The sequence below is a fragment of the Paraburkholderia silvatlantica genome, from assembly GCF_003096715.1.
GTDB lineage: Bacteria > Pseudomonadota > Gammaproteobacteria > Burkholderiales > Burkholderiaceae > Paraburkholderia > Paraburkholderia silvatlantica.
In genome coordinates this window covers 46,484-63,828 of the sequence record NZ_QEOL01000006.1, presented here as the reverse complement: position 1 = coordinate 63,828, position 17,345 = coordinate 46,484, and the positions used below count along the sequence as shown (strand labels likewise).

General features: G+C 60.4%; 14 protein-coding genes and 3 pseudogenes. 13 read left to right on the top strand and 4 right to left on the bottom strand.

The window, feature by feature from the left end:
• Positions 1-113: 113 nt before the first annotated feature.
• From C7411_RS10215 to C7411_RS10205, 3 genes are read left to right on the top strand one after another with little or no spacing between them, the layout of a single operon-like run.
• A complete protein-coding gene (locus C7411_RS10215) occupies positions 114-1,460 on the top strand; it encodes a tyrosine-type recombinase/integrase (RefSeq protein WP_110384228.1) in 1,347 nt (448 codons plus the stop codon).
• The gene (locus tag C7411_RS10210) at positions 1,457-2,794 is read left to right on the top strand and encodes a PDDEXK nuclease domain-containing protein (protein ID WP_110384227.1); all 1,338 of its coding nucleotides are present in this window, start codon (positions 1,457-1,459) and stop codon (positions 2,792-2,794) included. The genes C7411_RS10215 and C7411_RS10210 overlap by 4 nt, the downstream gene beginning before the upstream one ends.
• Before the next feature lie 50 nt (positions 2,795-2,844).
• Positions 2,845-3,609, top strand: a complete 765-nt coding sequence (locus C7411_RS10205) for a TIGR02391 family protein (RefSeq protein ID WP_243413114.1) — start codon at positions 2,845-2,847, stop codon at positions 3,607-3,609.
• On the opposite strand, the gene C7411_RS10200 is transcribed toward C7411_RS10205, so the two are convergent.
• The 3 genes from C7411_RS10200 to C7411_RS10190 all read right to left on the bottom strand — a co-directional run bounded on the left by C7411_RS10200 (position 3,610) and on the right by C7411_RS10190 (position 8,222).
• Positions 3,610-5,421, bottom strand: coding sequence for an HNH endonuclease (locus C7411_RS10200; RefSeq protein ID WP_207786528.1), 1,812 nt, complete (start codon positions 5,419-5,421; stop codon positions 3,610-3,612). It lies immediately after the preceding gene.
• Between the two features lie 146 nt (positions 5,422-5,567).
• Positions 5,568-6,608, bottom strand: coding sequence for a PIN domain-containing protein (locus tag C7411_RS10195; RefSeq protein ID WP_165822778.1), 1,041 nt, complete (start codon positions 6,606-6,608; stop codon positions 5,568-5,570).
• A 51-nt stretch (positions 6,609-6,659) separates the two neighbouring features.
• On the bottom strand, positions 6,660-8,222 hold the full coding sequence (locus C7411_RS10190; protein WP_110384225.1) for an LA2681 family HEPN domain-containing protein: 1,563 nt from the start codon (positions 8,220-8,222) through the stop codon (positions 6,660-6,662).
• A 544-nt stretch (positions 8,223-8,766) separates the two neighbouring features.
• Between C7411_RS10190 and C7411_RS38890 the strand changes: the two are divergent.
• From C7411_RS38890 to C7411_RS10145, 10 genes and pseudogenes are all read left to right on the top strand, one after another.
• Positions 8,767-8,919 (top strand): annotated as a pseudogene (locus tag C7411_RS38890) (DUF932 domain-containing protein); the annotation flags it as partial.
• Positions 8,895-9,137: pseudogene (locus C7411_RS10185) on the top strand (helix-turn-helix transcriptional regulator); the annotation flags it as partial. The pseudogenes C7411_RS38890 and C7411_RS10185, both read left to right, overlap by 25 nt.
• Positions 9,138-9,151: 14 nt before the next feature.
• Positions 9,152-10,000: a replication initiator protein A gene (locus C7411_RS10180; RefSeq protein WP_110384224.1), complete on the top strand. Its 849-nt coding sequence runs from the start codon at positions 9,152-9,154 to the stop codon at positions 9,998-10,000.
• A 253-nt stretch (positions 10,001-10,253) separates the two neighbouring features.
• On the top strand, positions 10,254-10,892 hold the full coding sequence (parA, locus tag C7411_RS10170) for a ParA family partition ATPase (RefSeq protein WP_110384222.1): 639 nt from the start codon (positions 10,254-10,256) through the stop codon (positions 10,890-10,892).
• A complete protein-coding gene (locus tag C7411_RS10165; protein WP_110384404.1) occupies positions 10,889-11,140 on the top strand; it encodes a chromosome partitioning protein ParB in 252 nt (83 codons plus the stop codon). Before parA ends, C7411_RS10165 begins: the two co-directional genes overlap by 4 nt.
• Positions 11,137-11,670, top strand: a complete 534-nt coding sequence (locus C7411_RS10160) for a DUF2840 domain-containing protein (protein ID WP_110384221.1) — start codon at positions 11,137-11,139, stop codon at positions 11,668-11,670. The genes C7411_RS10165 and C7411_RS10160 overlap by 4 nt, the downstream gene beginning before the upstream one ends.
• Positions 11,667-12,254, top strand: a complete 588-nt coding sequence (locus C7411_RS10155; RefSeq protein WP_110384220.1) for a S26 family signal peptidase — start codon at positions 11,667-11,669, stop codon at positions 12,252-12,254. Before C7411_RS10160 ends, C7411_RS10155 begins: the two co-directional genes overlap by 4 nt.
• Positions 12,251-12,412, top strand: a complete 162-nt coding sequence (locus C7411_RS37405; RefSeq protein ID WP_165822775.1) for a hypothetical protein — start codon at positions 12,251-12,253, stop codon at positions 12,410-12,412. Before C7411_RS10155 ends, C7411_RS37405 begins: the two co-directional genes overlap by 4 nt.
• Positions 12,399-13,280 (top strand): annotated as a pseudogene (locus tag C7411_RS10150) (TraB/TrbI/VirB10 family type IV secretion system protein); the annotation flags it as partial. The gene C7411_RS37405 and the pseudogene C7411_RS10150, both read left to right, overlap by 14 nt.
• Positions 13,277-13,516, top strand: a complete 240-nt coding sequence (locus C7411_RS10145) for a DUF2274 domain-containing protein (RefSeq protein WP_110384219.1) — start codon at positions 13,277-13,279, stop codon at positions 13,514-13,516. The pseudogene C7411_RS10150 and the gene C7411_RS10145, both read left to right, overlap by 4 nt.
• Positions 13,517-13,534: 18 nt before the next feature.
• Here the strand turns inward: C7411_RS10145 and dsr1 are convergent, their stop codons facing one another.
• Positions 13,535-17,326 (bottom strand): anti-phage defense-associated sirtuin Dsr1, encoded by a 3,792-nt coding sequence (gene dsr1, locus C7411_RS10140; protein WP_110384218.1) that lies wholly within the window; start codon positions 17,324-17,326, stop codon positions 13,535-13,537.
• Positions 17,327-17,345: the final 19 nt, after the last annotated feature.

The window sequence follows — 17,345 nt, the reverse complement described above, 5'->3', positions numbered from 1 at the left end:
CCAAGAGGTTAGTCCCGTCTAACCTTACGCCTAGACCAGACCGATTGCGGCACATTTTCCGATGCCGTGGCTCCTGGCTGGTTCCTGCGTTCGATCTCGAACTAGGAGGCGTCATGGCCAAGATCAAGCTCACAAAATCCGCTGTTGATGCGGCTGAAGTCACCGGCAAAGATTACGAACTGCGGGACACCATTGTCCCCGGATTTCTCTGCAAAGTCACCGCCCACGGGCGCAAGGTCTTCATGCTCCAGTACCGCACGAACTGGGGCGAGCGCCGCAAGCCGAAAATCGGCCAATTCGGCGAGTTGACCGTCGAGCAGGCCCGCTCGATCGCGCAGGACTGGCTGGCTGATGTGCGGAAAGGCAACGATCCGAGTGCCGCGAAACTGGCTGCGCGTATGTCGCCTACCGTCAAAGAATTGTGTACCCAGTTCATGGAGGAATACTCCAGACCTCGCAACAAGCCGAGCACCGTTGATACCTACCAAGACCAGATCGACCGTTTCATCGTGCCGATGTTGGGCAAGCTCAAAGTGCCTGACGTAACCCGACAACATATAACGACTCTGATGCGCGATCTGGCGAGAATCCCGGTCACGGCCAACCGGGTTCTGTCCTGCATCCGCAAGATGCTCAACATGGCCGAGGTATGGGGCTACCGGCCCGATGGCTCCAATCCTTGTCGCCATGTGCCGAAATACCCCGAGAACGGTGAAACGCGATACATCGTCAACGACGAGCTGGCGCGCCTCTACGCCTATCTTGACCGTGCGGATGCGGAAGGGCTGGAACATCCGACGTTGACGCTTGCGGTTCGCCTGCAATTCGAGTTTTCGGCGCGCATGTCGGAGATTCGATTGCTCGAATGGTCTTGGATTGACTTTGAAAACCGTCGCATCGTCTGGCCTGATAGCAAGACCGGCGATATTTCCAAGCCGATGAGCGAGGTAGCCTACCAATTGTTGTCCAACGCCTGCCGTATCGACGATTCGCCTTATGTGTGTCCGGCCATCTTTGACAGTTCGATTCCGTTGCCCGAAAGCACTTATTACAACGGCTGGAAGCGAGTCCTGAAACGTGCGAACGTGGTTCATGTCGGTACGCACGGCATCCGTCATCGGGCTGCGACCGACATTGCCAACTCCGGGATTCCGGTCAAGGTCGGTATGGCACTTACGGCACACAAGACCGTATCCATGTTCATGCGGTACGTGCATGCCGAGGACGATCCGATCCGGGCGGCCGCTGAGAAGGTGGCCAATCTGCGACGGGATACAATCGACAACCGTGCGCCAATGATGCCGGCTGCGTCGCCGGCGGCGAATCCCGCCGACACGGACAGCAACAAGACACTCACGAGCCGAGGGAATTACCGCCCCTATCGGCACCGCAAGGAAAACAGCCGTGCCGTGCCGCCGGGAAGCAAGCGAGCCGTAATTTCAGAGGAGGAAGCGGCATGAGCCCCCCGTCGTCCAAGCCACCGTCCCGGCGCTCCAAGGCCGCCAACCCGGCCTCAGAGGTTGACGCGCAGAGCTATTCCGCTTTCGTCGGTGACCTGAAGCGGAAGATCGCCGAGGCGCGTCACCGTGCCAGCTTGTCGGTCAATCGCGAGCTGATCCTGCTCTATTGGAGCATCGGACGCGACATTCTGGCCCGGCAAGAGCGCGAGGGTTGGGGGACCAAGGTCATTGACCGGCTGGCGGACGATCTCCGCCGAGCCTTCCCCGAAATGACCGGGCTTTCAGCTCGAAACCTGAAATATATGCGTTCGTTCGCCGAAGCCTGGCCCGACGCCGAATTTGTGCAACGGGTCGTTGCACAATTGCCCTGGGGGCATAATGTCAGCCTGCTAGATACAGTCAAGGTGGCCGAGGAGCGCGCCTGGTACGCCCGCCAGACGATCGAGCATGGCTGGAGTCGCCCTGTCCTCGTCCACCAGATTGAGAGCCAGTTGTTCGTTCGTCAGGGCAGCGCGCTGACTAATTTCTCGCGGACCTTGCCCACTGAACAGTCCGATCTTGCCCAGCAACTCCTCAAAGACCCCTATACCTTCGATTTCCTCGCACTCGGCCCCGACATACTGGAGCGTGACCTGGAGCGCGGCCTTATCGAGCATCTGCGCTCACTCATTCTCGAACTCGGCAAGGGCTTCGCTTTCGTCGGCAGCCAGTACCATCTCGAAGTCGGTGGCCAGGACTACTACCTCGACCTTCTTTTCTATCACCTGCGGCTGCGCTGCTTCGTCGTGATCGAGTTGAAGATCGAAGACTTCAAGCCCGAGTTTGCGGGCAAGATGAACTTCTACCTCTCCGCCGTCGATGACCAGCTTCGGCACAAGGACGATCAGCCGACCATCGGTATTATTTTGTGCAAGGGCCGTAATGAGGTGATCGTCGAATATGCCTTGCGCGACTCCAGCAAGCCGATGGGCGTCGCCCAATACCGGCTCTCACCGGCGCTGCCACCGCAGTTGCAGCAGGCGCTGCCAACCGCCGAGGAGTTTGCGCGCGAGTTTCCGCTGATGTCCGTCGTCAAGTTGCGAATTGAGATCGAGCGGATCTTACGGGATATCCTATCCGACAACGGTCTTGCGTCGAAGGCGCCCGCCGGCATTGGCAATGTGCTGCGCGAATTGCATCAACGTGGCCTCGTGCCGGCCAGCACGGAACGATTTCTTGAATCCCTCCGCGTCATGAATTCGGCCGTGCATGGCGTGGATGTAGACCCAATGAGCGCGGAGCAGGCCGTGGAAATCGGCACGGCATTTTTGGCGGAACTTAGAGGCATGCGGTGACGGCACAAATTGCCCCTTTCGACTCCCAGCATCTCGAAGCAGCCTGCCGAGTGTTGGCCGACACGGCATATGGGCTGACGGGCACGCAGATCGAGCGATTGCTCCAGGAGATCAATGTCGCCGACGTTTCTCCAGACATCACCAAATGGAAGCGGTTGTTCAATGCACTAGCAATGGCGCAGAACCAGCACCAGGTCGGCAACCATCTCATCATGTTCATCAATCGAGCGATGAATCCGGTCAGCTATGCCCGTGATACTGGGACGTTTGCTTGGCGGCGCGATGAACTCAATGTCGTGCTGGCCTTCTCGGGTTTCTACGTGCGCGAGGATGGCAAGGTTGGTCATGCCGACAAGGCAACAACTTTGGATGCCGCCCGCGCCCGCGCAGGGCGGCTTAAAGCCGCCTTGGAAAACCGGGCGGTGCATGCCGAAGTGCTGAACTACTGCCGGGTCGAATTGCTGGATGAAAACTATTTCCACGCGGTTTTCGAGGCGACCAAGGGGGTTGCCGAGCGGATTCGAGGTCTGTCGGGTTTGAGCGGCGATGGGGCTGACTTGGTGAATAAGGCTTTTGCCGGTCAGCAGCCTGCCTTGGTGTTGGGGCCGCTGACCACGGAGTCCGAGAAAAGCGAGCAGAAAGGATTCGCCAATCTCCTGATCGGCTTGTTCGGCGCCGTGCGCAATCCGCTGGCTCATGCACCCAAGACGAATTGGTCCATGTCCGAGCAGGATGCGCTCGACATCCTCACGCTAGTATCGCTGATCCATCGAAAACTCGATCACGCGCAGAAAGCAGCGTTCACTCCGCCCTGACTAATTACCCTGCTTGACTGTCTGTGAGATCGATAGCTTTGGATTATCGGGCGTTGGCGCCAGTTGAAGCGTCGCGGTGAAGCCAGCGCCCTTTCTTTGCGCTTCCTCTTCCCGGGCTGCATCAAGCTCACCTAGGGTTCCGCGTAGAGGTTCGCTGGATTGACCTGCCGGTGCCAATAACGAGAGGCCTTTTTCTGCTTGATTGCACAGGCCGCTCAGTTTGTGAAAGCGATAAGGGAAGACTTGTAGAGTTGTTGTCTGTTCCAATGTCCAGTCATTTGGGTTCATTGCTGCAAGACCCTCCACATCTGCTTCGAGTTCGTCTCGGTAAGTTGCGCATGTAGCCGCTGTGCTGGCGGCGCCATCACTACCGCCATGTGACAGCATGGCTAATTTGTCCGGGGAGAGCTTGAGATCGGGCAGCTTTGTCCTTCGTATGAAGTCAAATTCTAGGCTTCTTATGCGGTCCTTTGCTTCGGGTTGTTTCTTCTCTGCATCAAGGAACGCTCCGATAAACGTGCCCGAAAGATCAGCGTCTTGTGCGAGAAGCTGTACCTTGTCGCCCAAGTCGGCCACGACGGCTTGAGCACCCGCCACGTCGGATAGCTTGGCTCGTTTATCCGCGACATAGGCAATATAGGACGCTACCGATGTGGCCACGAGGCTGAATACCGAGATCGCGATAGCCCACGCCGCTAATCTATCGGAGCGTATCCATTGCTTCTTGGGCTCGGAAGCGCCGTTCCCACGATCGGGTTTGTTATGACTCGGCGGGAGTGCTCGAACAGTGTTTTCTGCTGTAGGTTGTGCTGGCGTTTGATCGGGCATGCTTGGGCTCTGCTCATTTTGCAATGATTCTGTATGGCCTCGATGGGCCACAGTGTCGTAGCCCATCGTCATTGTTGCGATATCTCCCCTCACGACTTCCTTCCCGGTCAGATTCAGGACTCCATGTTTGGGTATGCCGTAGCGTGCTGGATCGGGGGAGCCAGGAACAGGGAACGGCAGTATGGAGAGTGATTTGCCGTTTGATGCCTCGTCATGCGGCTTGGACGGCAACGGTACCTGAAAAACTTCGTTGCCGTAGCCAAGCACCAGGAAGGCGTATGGAACATCCGTAACGTGCGACTTCCTGCGCAACACGAGAGCTGCAATGAGATCATTCGGCATCGGACCAGGCTGGAAGGTGTAGATCACCGGACATTGATCGGCGAACGGTTTGCTGTTATCGGTACATCGGACCCACGCCATGAGGTGCTGGAAATTTGCTACCTCACTGTCCGGCATCAAGGTCAAGCCGATCTTCATGAAGGCTTTGAGCACAGCGACGGGGGTGTAGGCATCTCGTCTCAGCCTGAACGTGATCTTCCTGTCTTCTTCGTTTACTTCGAAGATCGGATCGTTTTCGTAAGCGGTGACGTTGAGGATTCCTTGATCAAACTCGACTCGCCATCCTTGCCCATCACCGCCTTTTTTCAAGGTCGGTACACCACTTTTACCGCGAATGCGTACTAGGGTTCGTGTCGGCTTGGACCAGTTACCGAGATCGTTTTCAATGCCGTTGCCAAACAGTTCGTTACACGTATCGCACTCGTAAGCGCTCTCGATGCTTTTGTTTCCAAGCGACTCCGGGATGGCATGAGCGACTTTCTTGAAAGTCACTTCGGGAGGGGTTTTCCCACAGAAACGACACCGTCGGTTGGACTTGTCGCCTAACATTACTTTATCGCCAGGCCGTAGCAGCCATTGCCCAATGATGTCGTAGTGCGTGTCGTAGAAATGGATATTTTCTTCTTGTGAGGTCACTGGCATCCCCGCTTACTCCCCATAGATCGATTCTTCTAAATATTTATGCGGCGTCTCAATGTGTTGCCGTTAGGCGCAGGCTGTGCACCGTGCTTTGAGCCGGATTGTTGCTACCCGGTTTGATCTTCGCACCCTCGCTCCTCGGCCCAGCATCAAGTGTCGAGCATGTCCCAATCATCACCCAGCATCCATCGGATCGCGGACAGCTTACCGTTAATCATTCCCCACTCGAAATCGCTCCACGGACCAACGCCGCCCGGACCGAGTTCGTCCTCTGCACGCTTGGCCGATGCTAAAGCCCCTTCCCAGATGGTATCAACGATGGTGTTGTGCCTTTTCTTGGGTGGTAACTTTTCCCATTCCTCGTGGCTGACCAGTTTTTGCTTGCCACGCTCAATAGCAATGCGCCGGTTCCAGTGCCGGTTGTACCAAACTTGCGTGGTAAGCCTATGTTCGGCCTCCAGCAGCTCGGATAGTTTGCGCGGCTCTTGATTGAATTCCCGTTCAAACTTGATCTCTTCCAGCAGGTCTTCGGCGAACTCGCCTAACAACGGTCCAAGACTTGTCGCATATCGGGAGCTACTGCTGTCGAACATTCCAGCCAAATCTGGATGCGGCAAGCGCGTGTCACCACCTCGATCGCTGAAGTCGTGGATGTTGTGGGTCACAAAACCGTACACGTCGTCAGTATTGGATCTGGCGGCAAGTGCATCGATGTAGGTTTCGATGATAATCGTGTCGTCTATGCCATTGCGTTGCCGATGAAATGGGGCAATTTTTGCGATGGCCCGATCTGCCGCTCGGGCCTTGACGGCATCCGTAAGGGTGATGTGATCGGTGGATGCGAATATCTTCTCGACGATCCCGATTGCATCGTTCACGGCCTCGCCGCCCGTCGCTATCCGATGATCGACTTCATTCAATTTTTGCAACGCGGCGTCGCGACCTTCTTCGGGGGAAAACTTCAACATGGCTTCTCGAACCAGCTTGAAGTGACTCGATAGGCTGCGCTTGCTATCCGAAATGATCCGATCTTTGTTTCGATCGAACTCTTCTACCAAAATTTTCGGGAGGATGATTTCGAGGTCGCCAGACTCCTTCATGGCGAGTACGGCATCAAGGAGCGGAAGTTGCCGATAGTCTTTAGCCAGATCCAGCCAGACACATGTATCGATTAGCAGGTGAAGCTTCAAGACCCTCTCCAAAGTTTTATCATTTTCGTCAATGCGACCGAGAGCTGTGACCTATTTAAATTCATTATTGCGTCCACGAATCCAGTCGTGGTCGGGAACGACCAATGATCCAACAATGCCGGTTGCCCGTCGCGCCAAACCCTGTTCGTGCTGCGAAATCGAAAGGGCAAGCATTTGGACCGACGACCTGGCAACACGTAAAGCGCGCACTGCTTCCTGCGCAAACAGATCCCGTTGATGACGTTCGATTTCAGGTGCCTGCCTGCTCCGTGTTGGATCTCCAAAGTCATGCAGCACCACAAATCGGTGTGTGCCCGCATTGCGGAGGTCCTTTTGAGAACGCAGGATACCCGCGCTGCTGTCGTAGTCCTCGGCAAGCTCCACGAGGCCATAGAGCGCATTGGCGCCCCCGCGAATTGCGGCTTCAACCTTTTCGACAAGGGGGCGCACGCCGGTCACCTTGTCGAGGCTTCCTCGCCATAGTTTGCCAAAGTAGACTTTATCCGGCGATTGCCCAAGCTCGAAATAATGGTTCGCCGTTACCGCGATCTTGTCGAGCAGATCGAGGGCAGTACGGTGCGCCAAGATAAGCGCCGACGCATCCGGGCCATAGGTGGCGTAATCAAGGGTGTCGCCAAATCGCCCCGTCGCTGGCCAGACGCTCTCATCGAGCGCTCGCCATGCAAGATCACGCGCGAGGATGAAGTCGCTCTTGAGCACATTGAACATGGCGAACACAGGTGGCGGCATCCCGATTGCGCCCGATTCACGCTCCCGAATCCCGGGGAGCACGAGCCAGTCCAGCTTACCCAGGGTGGGGTCGACGAGTTCGACGGCTGGTGCCAGCGTCAGGCGTTCGCGCTCGACCCACGCAATGAATGGATCCGGGTGGGGTGATCGCGGTGGAGGATCTTCCAATTCGCTGGCGAACGCGGCGATCTGCTCTGCGGCCTGCGCGCCAGCGTATTGGATAACGCGATCCTGATGCCGATGTGCAATCTTGGCCAACATGACTGCCTCGACACGGGTAAGGTCTGAACAGCCGCCTTGTTGATAGAGCCACAGCAAATTACGGGCTGCGGAACTTGCCGCAACGCCGTTCTCCGGATCAATCTCTAGTGCGGCAAGCCACGCATCATGAGCTTCGCCAAGCCGATAGCTGCTGCTGAACTGGTTGGCAAGGTTCGTCCAGGCTTGGGTTCTCAGCGCTGGATCGGCATCCGGGTCCTGCGCCACTTTCCAGAAGCATTGTCGTGCTTCGATGCGAAGCTCTCTCGTGCGTTCCTGATGATCCAGCCAGTTCGGACCACGAGGTGGATTTCCCGTCGAAGCGACCAACCCGTTCGCCAGGTTGTAGGTGATATCGGCCGTTGGGAATTGACGATGCAACTCACGAAATAGCGCGAGCCCTTCCTCAATCGCATCCTGCTGCCGAGTCAAGACGCCGCCATCCACCAAGGCCGCCGCCCGCAGGCCCATCCGATTGAAGCGCTCAGGTTCCGGGATATCAAGATTGATTTCCCGTGCCTGTTTTACCGCCTCGGCAGGGTCGTTATTCAGCAAGGTATTCAGATGAGCCGATTGCTCGTAGAACCGGTCCTGCATTGACGACATAACTAGGCTCCTTGCCTTATTTGATCGCCTAATCGCTGAGAAGCTTAGACGCTTTACCGCATATTGAACCACGGTGGCATCCTCGGCCAGATGGCCGATCGCGCTGTCGTGCTGCGCATCGAGCCTCGCCGCGCGAGTCTCGCCCCATCTGGGCTTCCATCGCTCGCGCCTTCGGCCCGGCTCTGCGATCCGGGCCTGCGCGCTTCGCTTGCGTGGGTTCGGCGCCGACAGCGGCCGTTGCCGCGTGATCCGCCTTTCCTGACTTCATCACCTTGTCCGCGACTGTAGCCCGCGGCCGTGCGCCGTCAAGGCGCGCCGGGCCGTGTCCTCGGCTGCGCCTGCGGGCCGCACCCATCCGGCGCTTTTCTCCTTGACGGCACCCGTCCGCGCGCTCCTGACCGTCGCGGGCGATGAACTCAGGAAAGACGGTGGCAACGAGGCCGGCCCAGGTCTCTGCGCCAACCCCACCGGAAGTCCAAAGCGGGCTCCGAATCTAGGAATCCGGTGGGGTTTTCAACAGCCAACCCTTGTCAGGAGAAAGACCATGCAACTCGCTTCCCGTTTCGCTTCGCGCTCCCCGGTGTTGCGTTCCGAACATCCCTTGTCGGACGACCAAATCCGCGCCGTGGCCCCGTCCATCTTCGCGGACGCCCCGCACGAAAGCCGCTCGCAACCACGCCCGCACAACCCCAGCGCTACCTCACCAACGACGAAGCCGCCGAGTACCTACGACTGTCACCGCGCACGCTCGAAAAGCAGCGCGTGATCGGCAATGGGCCGAAGTTCCGCAAATTCGGCCGCCGTGTCATGTATGCAGCCGCCGACCTCGACGCCTGGGCCGACCAGCGCAGTTACGAAACCACGTCCGATCCTGAATACGCCGAGCACCACTCGGCGGACAATCGTGCGCGCTGACGGCCGACTCGCCGGTGGCCACCACCATATCCAGCCCATCGCGGGAGCGGGAACAGCTCGACCTGTTCCGCGCCTTGCCGGGCGATGGGATAGCGCCGCGCGACAGCCAGGACTTGATGGCCTTTCCGTTCTTCTCGCTGGCGAAGTCACGGCGCACAGCGCCGATAGACTTCCGTGCCGGTGGCGTCACCGTGCGCGTGGAGGGAACGCAGGAGCACGGCATCGCCACGATTTGGGACGCGGACGTGCTGATCTGGGCGGCCTCGCAGATCGTGGAGGCGCGCGACGCGGGCCTGCGGCCGTCGCGACTGATGCACGCCACGCCCTACGAGATCCTGCGCTTCATCGGGCGCGGGGTGTCGCTGCGCGACTACCAGCGCCTCAAGGCCGCGCTCGACCGGCTGCAATCGACCACCGTAGCGACTTCCATCCGCGAGACGACCGGGCGGCGACTGCATCGTTTCTCGTGGATCAACGAATGGAAGGAGCGGGCCAATGCCCGGGGCACGCCGCTGGGCATCGAGCTGATCCTGCCGGACTGGTTCTATGCCGGCGTGCTCGACGCTGCCCTGGTGCTGACCATCGACCCGGCGTATTTCCGACTGACCGGCGGCATCGAGCGGTGGCTGTATCGCCTGGTGCGCAAACATGGCGGCAAGCAGCCCGGTGGCTGGCAATTCGACTTCCGGCACCTGCACAAGAAGTCGGGCAGCACGGCGAAGCCCTACGACTTCGCCTGCGACCTGCGCGCGCTGGTCGCGCGGCAGTCGTTGCCCGGCTATGTGCTGGGCATCGAACGGACGCTGAATGCCGGCGAGGAACTGCTGACCTTTCGACCCGTGCCGTCCACGGCCCGGGGATAACTCAGGGAAAACTTGTGAACGGCCTCGTGCTATTAGGCGTGCCAGGTATCGTGCTATCAGGCGTGTCCCTATCGTGCTATCAGGCGTGCAAAATCGCCGAGAATCCAGTAGCGACGCGGGTTTCGGCGTGCTCTAACTTCCCTAACTCAAATACTCTAACTTTTGATAAGAGCGCGCCGTTGCGGTGGACAACCGCGAAACGGCACTGCGCGCAACTGCGAAAGCGTGGCTTCCCCACACGGAGGGCCACGCCATGATCGTCGCGTTGCTCAACCAGAAAGGCGGCGTCGGCAAGACCACGCTCGCCACCCACATCGCCGGCGAACTGGCAATGCGCGGCTCGCACTTCATCCTGCTCGATGCCGACCCGCAAGGCTCTGCACTGGACTGGACGCAGCGCAGAAGCCAACAGGGCTTGCCGCGCCTGTTCAGCGCCGTGGGCCTCGCCCGCGAGACGCTGCATCAGGAAGCGCCGGAGCTGGCCCGCCGCGCCGATCACGTCGTCATCGACGGCCCGCCGCGCATCGCCGCCTTGGCGCGCTTTGCGCTGCTGGCGGCCGAGCGTGTGCTGATTCCCGTGCAGCCCAGCCCCTACGACTTGTGGGCCTCGGCGGAGATGGTGGCACTGATCCGCGAGGCGCAGGTGTTCCGGCCTGCGCTGCGCGCGGCCTTCGTCGTCAACCGGCGCGTCAGCACCACCATCATTGGCCGGGAAGCACGGCAGTCGCTGGCCGAACAGCCGCTGCCGGCGATGCGCTCGGAAGTGCATCAGCGCATTGTGTTCGCCGACAGCGTGGCCGCTGGCCGGCTCGCACGCGAAACAGCCCCTGACAGCGCCGCTGCGCGCGAGATCGCGGCGCTCACCGACGAGTTTCTGCGGTGGCCGGCATGAGCCAGCGCAACGGCAAACGCATCGCCATCGGCGCGCGTCCGCCAGCGAACGCGCACGCCGAGGCGTGGGTTCGCCAAGGCGACGCCGACGGCATCCAGAAAGGCGACTTCTACACCGCGCGCCTGACCCTCGACATCACGCCCGCCATGCGTGCCCGCATCAAGGTGTCGGCGTTCACGCAAGGCGTGACCGTAGCCGAACTGCTGCGCGCGCTGCTGGAACGCGAGTTCCCGGAGAAGACCTCATGAACGCATCCGATCTGGCGGCCACGGCTTTACCGCCGCCGTCGCTCGCGGCGCTCGACGGCCAAGCCGGCGGCGCGCCGCTGACCCGCGTATCGCTTGCCTACGTCGAGCAACGCATCGACCTGTATCTGCGCTTCGGCGAACCGTCGCGCATCGTCCGGCTCGACCGCTGGCGACGTGTCGCGGTGTTCCAACCGGGCGCGATTTTCTGCCGCATCCGCTGGCACGCCAACGATTACGGGACGATCCGCTGGCAGCTCATGGTCATGCAGGCATGCACGCCGCTGGATGCGGCGCAGCGCATCCCCGGCGTGTTGCCAGGCGCGCGCCTGCTGCTGCACGCCGAGGGCGAAGCCGCCGTGCGTGCCGTGCTGACGCAGCTCGACGCCATCGACGCACAGGGCATCGCGCCCGCCGACGTGTCTTCGGCGTACTGGCGCACGCTCGGCAATCGTCTCGCTGCACGCCTGGCGCTGCCGGCATACACCGCCGAGCGGCATGCTGCCTGGCTGGCCGGGAGGATGCTGCCATGACGACCATTTCCTCAACCGGCAGCATGCCACATCCTCGCTCGCGCGTGCGCGCTCGCATCGTGCTGGCCGGTCTATCCGCCTGCGGCTGCGCTGCGCTGGCCTGGGCGTCCTTCGTGTCGCCGCTGACGCGCCTGACATACAACCCATCAGACAGCGTGGCGGTCGGCTGGTATCGCATCGACCCGTTCGATCCGCACACCGCCTCGCCGCCACGTCCGTTGTCCGTGGACAGCATCGTGCTGGTGCCGCTGCCGGCTAAAGCTGCCGCGCTGGCTGCGCAGCGCGGCTACCTGCCGACGCGGGTGCCGCTACTCAAACGCATTGGAGCGGTTGCGCCGCAAGAGGTATGTATCCTCGGTCGCAGCGTGCGCGTTGACGGCATGCCGGTGGCCGCCTTGCTGACCGCCGACCGCGTGGGCCGACCGCTGCCATCCTGGCAGCAATGCCGCCGTCTCGTGCCGGGCGAGCTGTTCCTGTTGAGCGTGACCAATCCGGCGTCGTTCGACAGCCGCTATTTCGGTCCGGTGCGCACATCCGATGTGCTCGGCGTCGCGCATCCGGTCTGGCTGGAGACACGTCGATGATGGCCGCCGATTCGCTGCGCTTCATCGTGCCATCCGGCGTGTCGTCCTGCTGGCCGTCGTCGTGTCGTTGCGTGTGTCGTGCGGGCGCATACCCGATCGGCGCCGTGGTGGAGGTGAAAGGCGCGGCCGACGTGCGCGCCGCTGCGCCAAGAAGCTGAGGCCGCCGCGGGGTCGTCGGTGTTCTTCTGCACCAGCAATCAGACGGGTGGCCAGCATGCAGCGGTTGCATCGACCGCATCGGCGGCAACGCCAGCGGCGGGGAATCTCTCGGCCTTCGATCCGCAAGCAGCAGGCCCCGCCTCGACGGCGGCGCAACCGAATGATCCGACAGCCGTGCAGAACCGGCAGAGCCAGAAAGAAGCGTTCATGGCCAAGGGTGGCGATAGCGCAACGAGCAACAGCGGCACCTTGCAGACGCCGGCCTCGCCGTACACCGTGATGGCCGGCACCGTCATTCCGGCGGCGCTGGTGACGGGCATCAATTCCGATTTGCCGGGGTCGATCATTGCCGAGGTCACGCAGCCGGTCTACGACACGGCGACAGGGAAGTATCTGCTGATCCCGCAAGGCTCGCGACTGATTGGGCGCTACGACAGCCAGGTGGCGTTCGGACAGCGGCGCATGCTGCTGGTCTGGCTGCGTCTCGTGTTGCCCGATGCCTCGTCGATCGCGCTCGACAAGCTGCCTGGCATCGATCCGGCCGGCTACGCGGGCCTGGAAGACGGGGTGGACTGGCATTGGGGCCGCATCCTGGCTGGCGCGGCCTTGTCCACGATGCTCGGCGTCAGCTCCGAGATGGCCATGTCGAATCAGGGCAATCTCAACAACGGCAATACCGTCCTTGCGCTGCGCGATAGCGCGCAGGACACGGCCAATCAGGTCGGCCAGGAAATCACACGCCGCAACCTCAGCGTCCAGCCGACGCTTACTGCTCGGCCGGGCCTGCCGGTGGAGGTGATGGTGAACAAGGACATGGTGCTGCGACCGTACCAGCCGCTGTTCTTCCAGCGTGGGAGTTCACGATGAGCACGACGCGCAAGCTGCGCTTGGGGCCGCTGCCCCGAACCGAGAGCATCAAGCTGACCTTCGCATGTCCGGCCGGCTTGAAAGCCGATCTCGACCGCTACGCAGCGCTGTACGCGCAGACCTACGGCGAGGCGGTCGATGCCACGGTGCTGATCCCCCACATGCTGGAAATGTTCATGGCCGGAGATCGCGGGTTCAAGCGCCGTGGAAAGAACGAGAAAGCCGCTCCTGCGTGAGGTGACTGGGCACCATTGTCAAATACCAAATCTCCGTGCGAGTTCATCTACTCTCATAAACCTATGATCCTGACGCAGATTAGGTGCAGCTTGACCGATGGCTTCGAGGCATTGGCGCAGCTCTGGCGACAGCCATGACGGCTGATTGCCCAAGATGGTGAATAGCAGTTGCAGTGCGTCTTCAGGAAAACGGGCGCACAGACCGGATTCCCGCAACTGATGAATTACGTAGTCGGGGTGCTGGACCTCGCGCAACCAATTTCCGAGCACTGCCATCGCCGATGGGAACTCACCGCCTGCCGCGACGCACAGGCGAGCCAGCGATTCGCCGTTGGCGCTCGATGCCTGATCATTGGATTTCGGCCAGATCTTTTCCCAAAACGGCAAGATCCGGTTTTTCCAGTAATCCTCTCGCTGATCACCTGCGCCTTCCAGCGCCCGCACCAAAGCCTGGGCTGATTCGCTCAGGCCATCCGCAGGAAGTGCGCGGATGGCAGTGGCCAGTTGCGTTATGGTGAAAGTGTCGCCGGGGTCGAGCGCCGCGAATGTAAGGAACGCCGCGAACTGTTTATTGTGCTCGCCCAACTGTGCGTAGTGATTGACCGTGTCGAGGAGGGCGGGCTTGATTGCCTCCATCAACGGGCGATACAGCCGAGGTGACCAAAGGAAACCTTCCCAGACCGCCTGTGCTTCGGCTTCGGAACGATTCCAGTCGAGCAATGGCAGAAGGTGCTGCTCAGACCAAGCCTTATCCACCCGGAATAACGAGAGAGTGTGGGCTACCAGCAATACTCGAGCGTGCCTGAACTTGGCGATCTGCGTATCACAAAGCTCCGTGAAGATGGACTTGATAGATTCCGGAAGCCCTTGCCCATCGTTTGGTTCTTGGCGGTACCACCAATCCAGCAACGCCTGCGTCACATGACCGACGGGATGATTGATAGCGCGGGAGACGGGATCGCTAGCGTCGCCGGCGTCCTCGAAATCCAAGCGCAAGATGCGCTTGGCCAGCGTCAGGAAGTGATCTTCGTGACCCTTCAAGGTTTTCGCCACGGCTTGCAGCCACCAACCGATGCCATGAGACAAGGCTTGCGCCACGTCATCAGGGGCATCGACGACAACTGGAGCCATGAAGTGCCACGAACGGTCGCGCAGCTTTTCTTCCGCCCAGGCTTGCAGCGCATCGCGCCAGCGTTCGACCGGCCACTTGTTCTGCTGCGCGAGCCTGCACAAGGCGTAGGCCGTCGCCTGAAACATCTCCGAGCACAGCTTGCGCCAGTCGTCTTGCTGCGAATCTTCCAGAACGGGATGCGCCAGCAGATAGTCCAATACGCCACGCCTCGTGCGCGGAATAGGAGTGAACGGCTTCCACGGATCACGATCGCCGACCCAACCGCCTCCCATCCAGATGGGAAATTCGTCACTCTCATCCGCTGCAAGCTGCCATCGGTATTGTGCGGAGAGCGCATCGAGCCGCGATTGTCCCGCTTCGCTGAGCGTTGTGCCCGTTTGGGCCATTTTCGCAAGCCGCAGCCATACGCCGTGATCCACAATGTTGTTCCAAACATCGGGCTCGATATCGGCGCGGTACAGGTCGCGGGGTGGCCCAGAAAGAACGGCCTGCTCCAGTTCAGCCCGCATCGCTGCGTCCAGTTGCGGTGCCAAAGAAACCAGCAGGCGCAAGGTTTCGCGTCTTGTTTCCTCCGACCAGAGCCACCGCCGCCTATCCGTCAACAGCCAGTCGAGTGCCCGCCGAAGCGGAATGACACGCCCCTGTGCGGCGGCAAACAGCGCGAGCCGTCGAAATACCGGATACGGTCCGTGCGCCCAGGTCTCGGCAATGACTCGCGCCCGTTCCGGCGACTTCGTGACGGTGGCCAACCACGCATCGCGGGCCAGTTCGATCAGCGCCGTCCAATCGTGGAAGTCCTTGTTCTGCGAGTGATCTGAAATCGAAGGTTGATGGACATACGAGTGATCGCTCTCGCTGTCCACGCCGCCAAGCTCACGCATCAAGTCAAGCGCGTCGCGCAGCAAGGCGCTGAAATCGTCCAGTAATTCCGGCAATGCTGCCGTCCACCATTCATCTTTGGGCAGGTCGCGCAGGCCGGAATGGACGTGATCCGATGCCAGCACGACTTCCCATGCCACAATGTTCTTGATGCGATCTCGCGCTTCGTTGTCATCGTCCGCGTCAGACCAGCGGAAGGGCTCGCGCAATGACAGGCAAGGTGTCAATGTTTTCCGAAGAGCCAGGCGCACGCTGGCGGTCAACCCATCGTGCTTGAATTGATCGCGCCAACGGTAGAGGCTTAGGTCATGCGGTCCAGATCTCGCATGGCCGTTGAGTAGCAAACGCCAGAGCGTTCGCATCGCGGGACGAGGAAAAGCGTTGGGTGCATTTGCCCGAATGCGCCCCAATTCGGTGGCGTCACCGCCGTTTGCGAGCTTGTCCAGTTCGTCGAGACGACGTTCGATCAACCAGATCAATTGGTCGTGCAGTTGGCCACCGCGCTTGATCAGCCAGATCAACAGCTTTGGGTCGTCGAGGTGACGGAGCAGCCAACGGGCCAGTTGGAACATCACCGCATCCCAGCCGCTGTTGCGATGCCCGGCGTCGACAATCCTCATCCACGGTGCGAGCGGATATGGGGTGGGCCTGCTGATCAAGCTGTAGGCGAGTTTGTCGTCCACGGCAGTTTGGGGCGGCACGCTAAATCGTCCCAGGTCGGCATGCCGATAGAGTGCCTCACTCAACGGCTCCAGCCAGTCCAGTGACGGTACGGGGTCGAGTTCCGCGAACCGCTTTGCGGGCAAGCCGCCCGGATCGCTCAACGCCCACAGCATCCGCCCGACGAAATCGTCCTGCTTCGTGCTCGCTAACGGGCGGGCGATAGCGCATTCAACGACGATACGTTCCTTGCCGCGCACGCCGTCGCGGTAAGTGTTGGCCCAAGCACGCAGGGTCTTGTGTAAATAGGCGTGATGCTGGTGCTCGCGATAGAGAATGGGTGTGACGTTCTTCGCCTTCCATTCGCTGGCTCGATCCACCTCCTTACCTTTGGAATAGCTGCCGAAGGCGAACATTTCCGGCGGAGACTCCCCCAGCAGACGGTCGGCGGCCAACGCATCCATCATGTAGCGCAACACTGGATCGTTGATGCTATAGCCGACGAAGCAGACAGTGAAGTTGCGGAATAACTCGCTGACGAAACGGGCGGCCCAGCGTTCGGTCAGGTAAGCCAGCCCGAAGTCACCGCTAGAAACGACCAGCCGATCCAGATCGCCCGCCGTTGGTGTAACGGGTAACAGGCCATGCAGATACACCAAGCCGTCCCATCGGGTCTTCGGTACAGGGAGTAGTGGGGCTTTGAAGTCTGGGAGTAAAAACGATCTCGCTATCCTGACTTCCTCGAACAGGCGATCGAAGTTGGTGGTGATGAGCCGAGTGCGGCCCTCGCGGTTCTGCGCCAGTGTCAGCAGGGCTTCGTGTGTGGCTGTCGCGTTCGGGGCCGTGAGGTTAGGCGTCAGGATCGTTGCCAGTTCACTGCGCACTTTTCCTCGACCACCGACGACATCCGCTTCCAACAGGCCAATGGCGGTGTCGAACTGCCCGGCCTTGATCGCGGACTGTTGTACCGGATTGGGCGTGACCGAAAGGGCTTGATAGAGCCTCTCCACCAGACCGGAAAAGCCGGGCAACCGCGCGGGGTAGGAAATGCCCGCGCCGCAGAAGAAAACTACACGCCCGTCTTCGTGCGCCTGCAACAGACGTTCGGGAATATCAGGACCGTGACGGACAAACTGCATTTAGCGGTATCCAGTAAAC

Bases quoted from the DNA above. Each gene is read 5' to 3' on its own strand.
- C7411_RS10145 (WP_110384219.1), top strand. From the start codon at position 13,277: ATGAGCACGACGCGCAAGCTGCGCTTGGGGCCGCTGCCCCGAACCGAG.
- C7411_RS10165 (WP_110384404.1), top strand. From the start codon at position 10,889: ATGAGCCAGCGCAACGGCAAACGCATCGCCATCGGCGCGCGTCCGCCA.
- C7411_RS10155 (WP_110384220.1), top strand. From the start codon at position 11,667: ATGACGACCATTTCCTCAACCGGCAGCATGCCACATCCTCGCTCGCGC.
- C7411_RS10190 (WP_110384225.1), bottom strand. From the start codon at position 8,222: ATGTCGTCAATGCAGGACCGGTTCTACGAGCAATCGGCTCATCTGAAT.
- C7411_RS10200 (WP_207786528.1), bottom strand. From the start codon at position 5,421: ATGCCAGTGACCTCACAAGAAGAAAATATCCATTTCTACGACACGCAC.
- C7411_RS10215 (WP_110384228.1), top strand. From the start codon at position 114: ATGGCCAAGATCAAGCTCACAAAATCCGCTGTTGATGCGGCTGAAGTC.
- C7411_RS10210 (WP_110384227.1), top strand. From the start codon at position 1,457: ATGAGCCCCCCGTCGTCCAAGCCACCGTCCCGGCGCTCCAAGGCCGCC.
- dsr1 (WP_110384218.1), bottom strand. From the start codon at position 17,326: ATGCAGTTTGTCCGTCACGGTCCTGATATTCCCGAACGTCTGTTGCAG.
- C7411_RS10160 (WP_110384221.1), top strand. From the start codon at position 11,137: ATGAACGCATCCGATCTGGCGGCCACGGCTTTACCGCCGCCGTCGCTC.
- C7411_RS37405 (WP_165822775.1), top strand. From the start codon at position 12,251: ATGATGGCCGCCGATTCGCTGCGCTTCATCGTGCCATCCGGCGTGTCG.
- parA (WP_110384222.1), top strand. From the start codon at position 10,254: ATGATCGTCGCGTTGCTCAACCAGAAAGGCGGCGTCGGCAAGACCACG.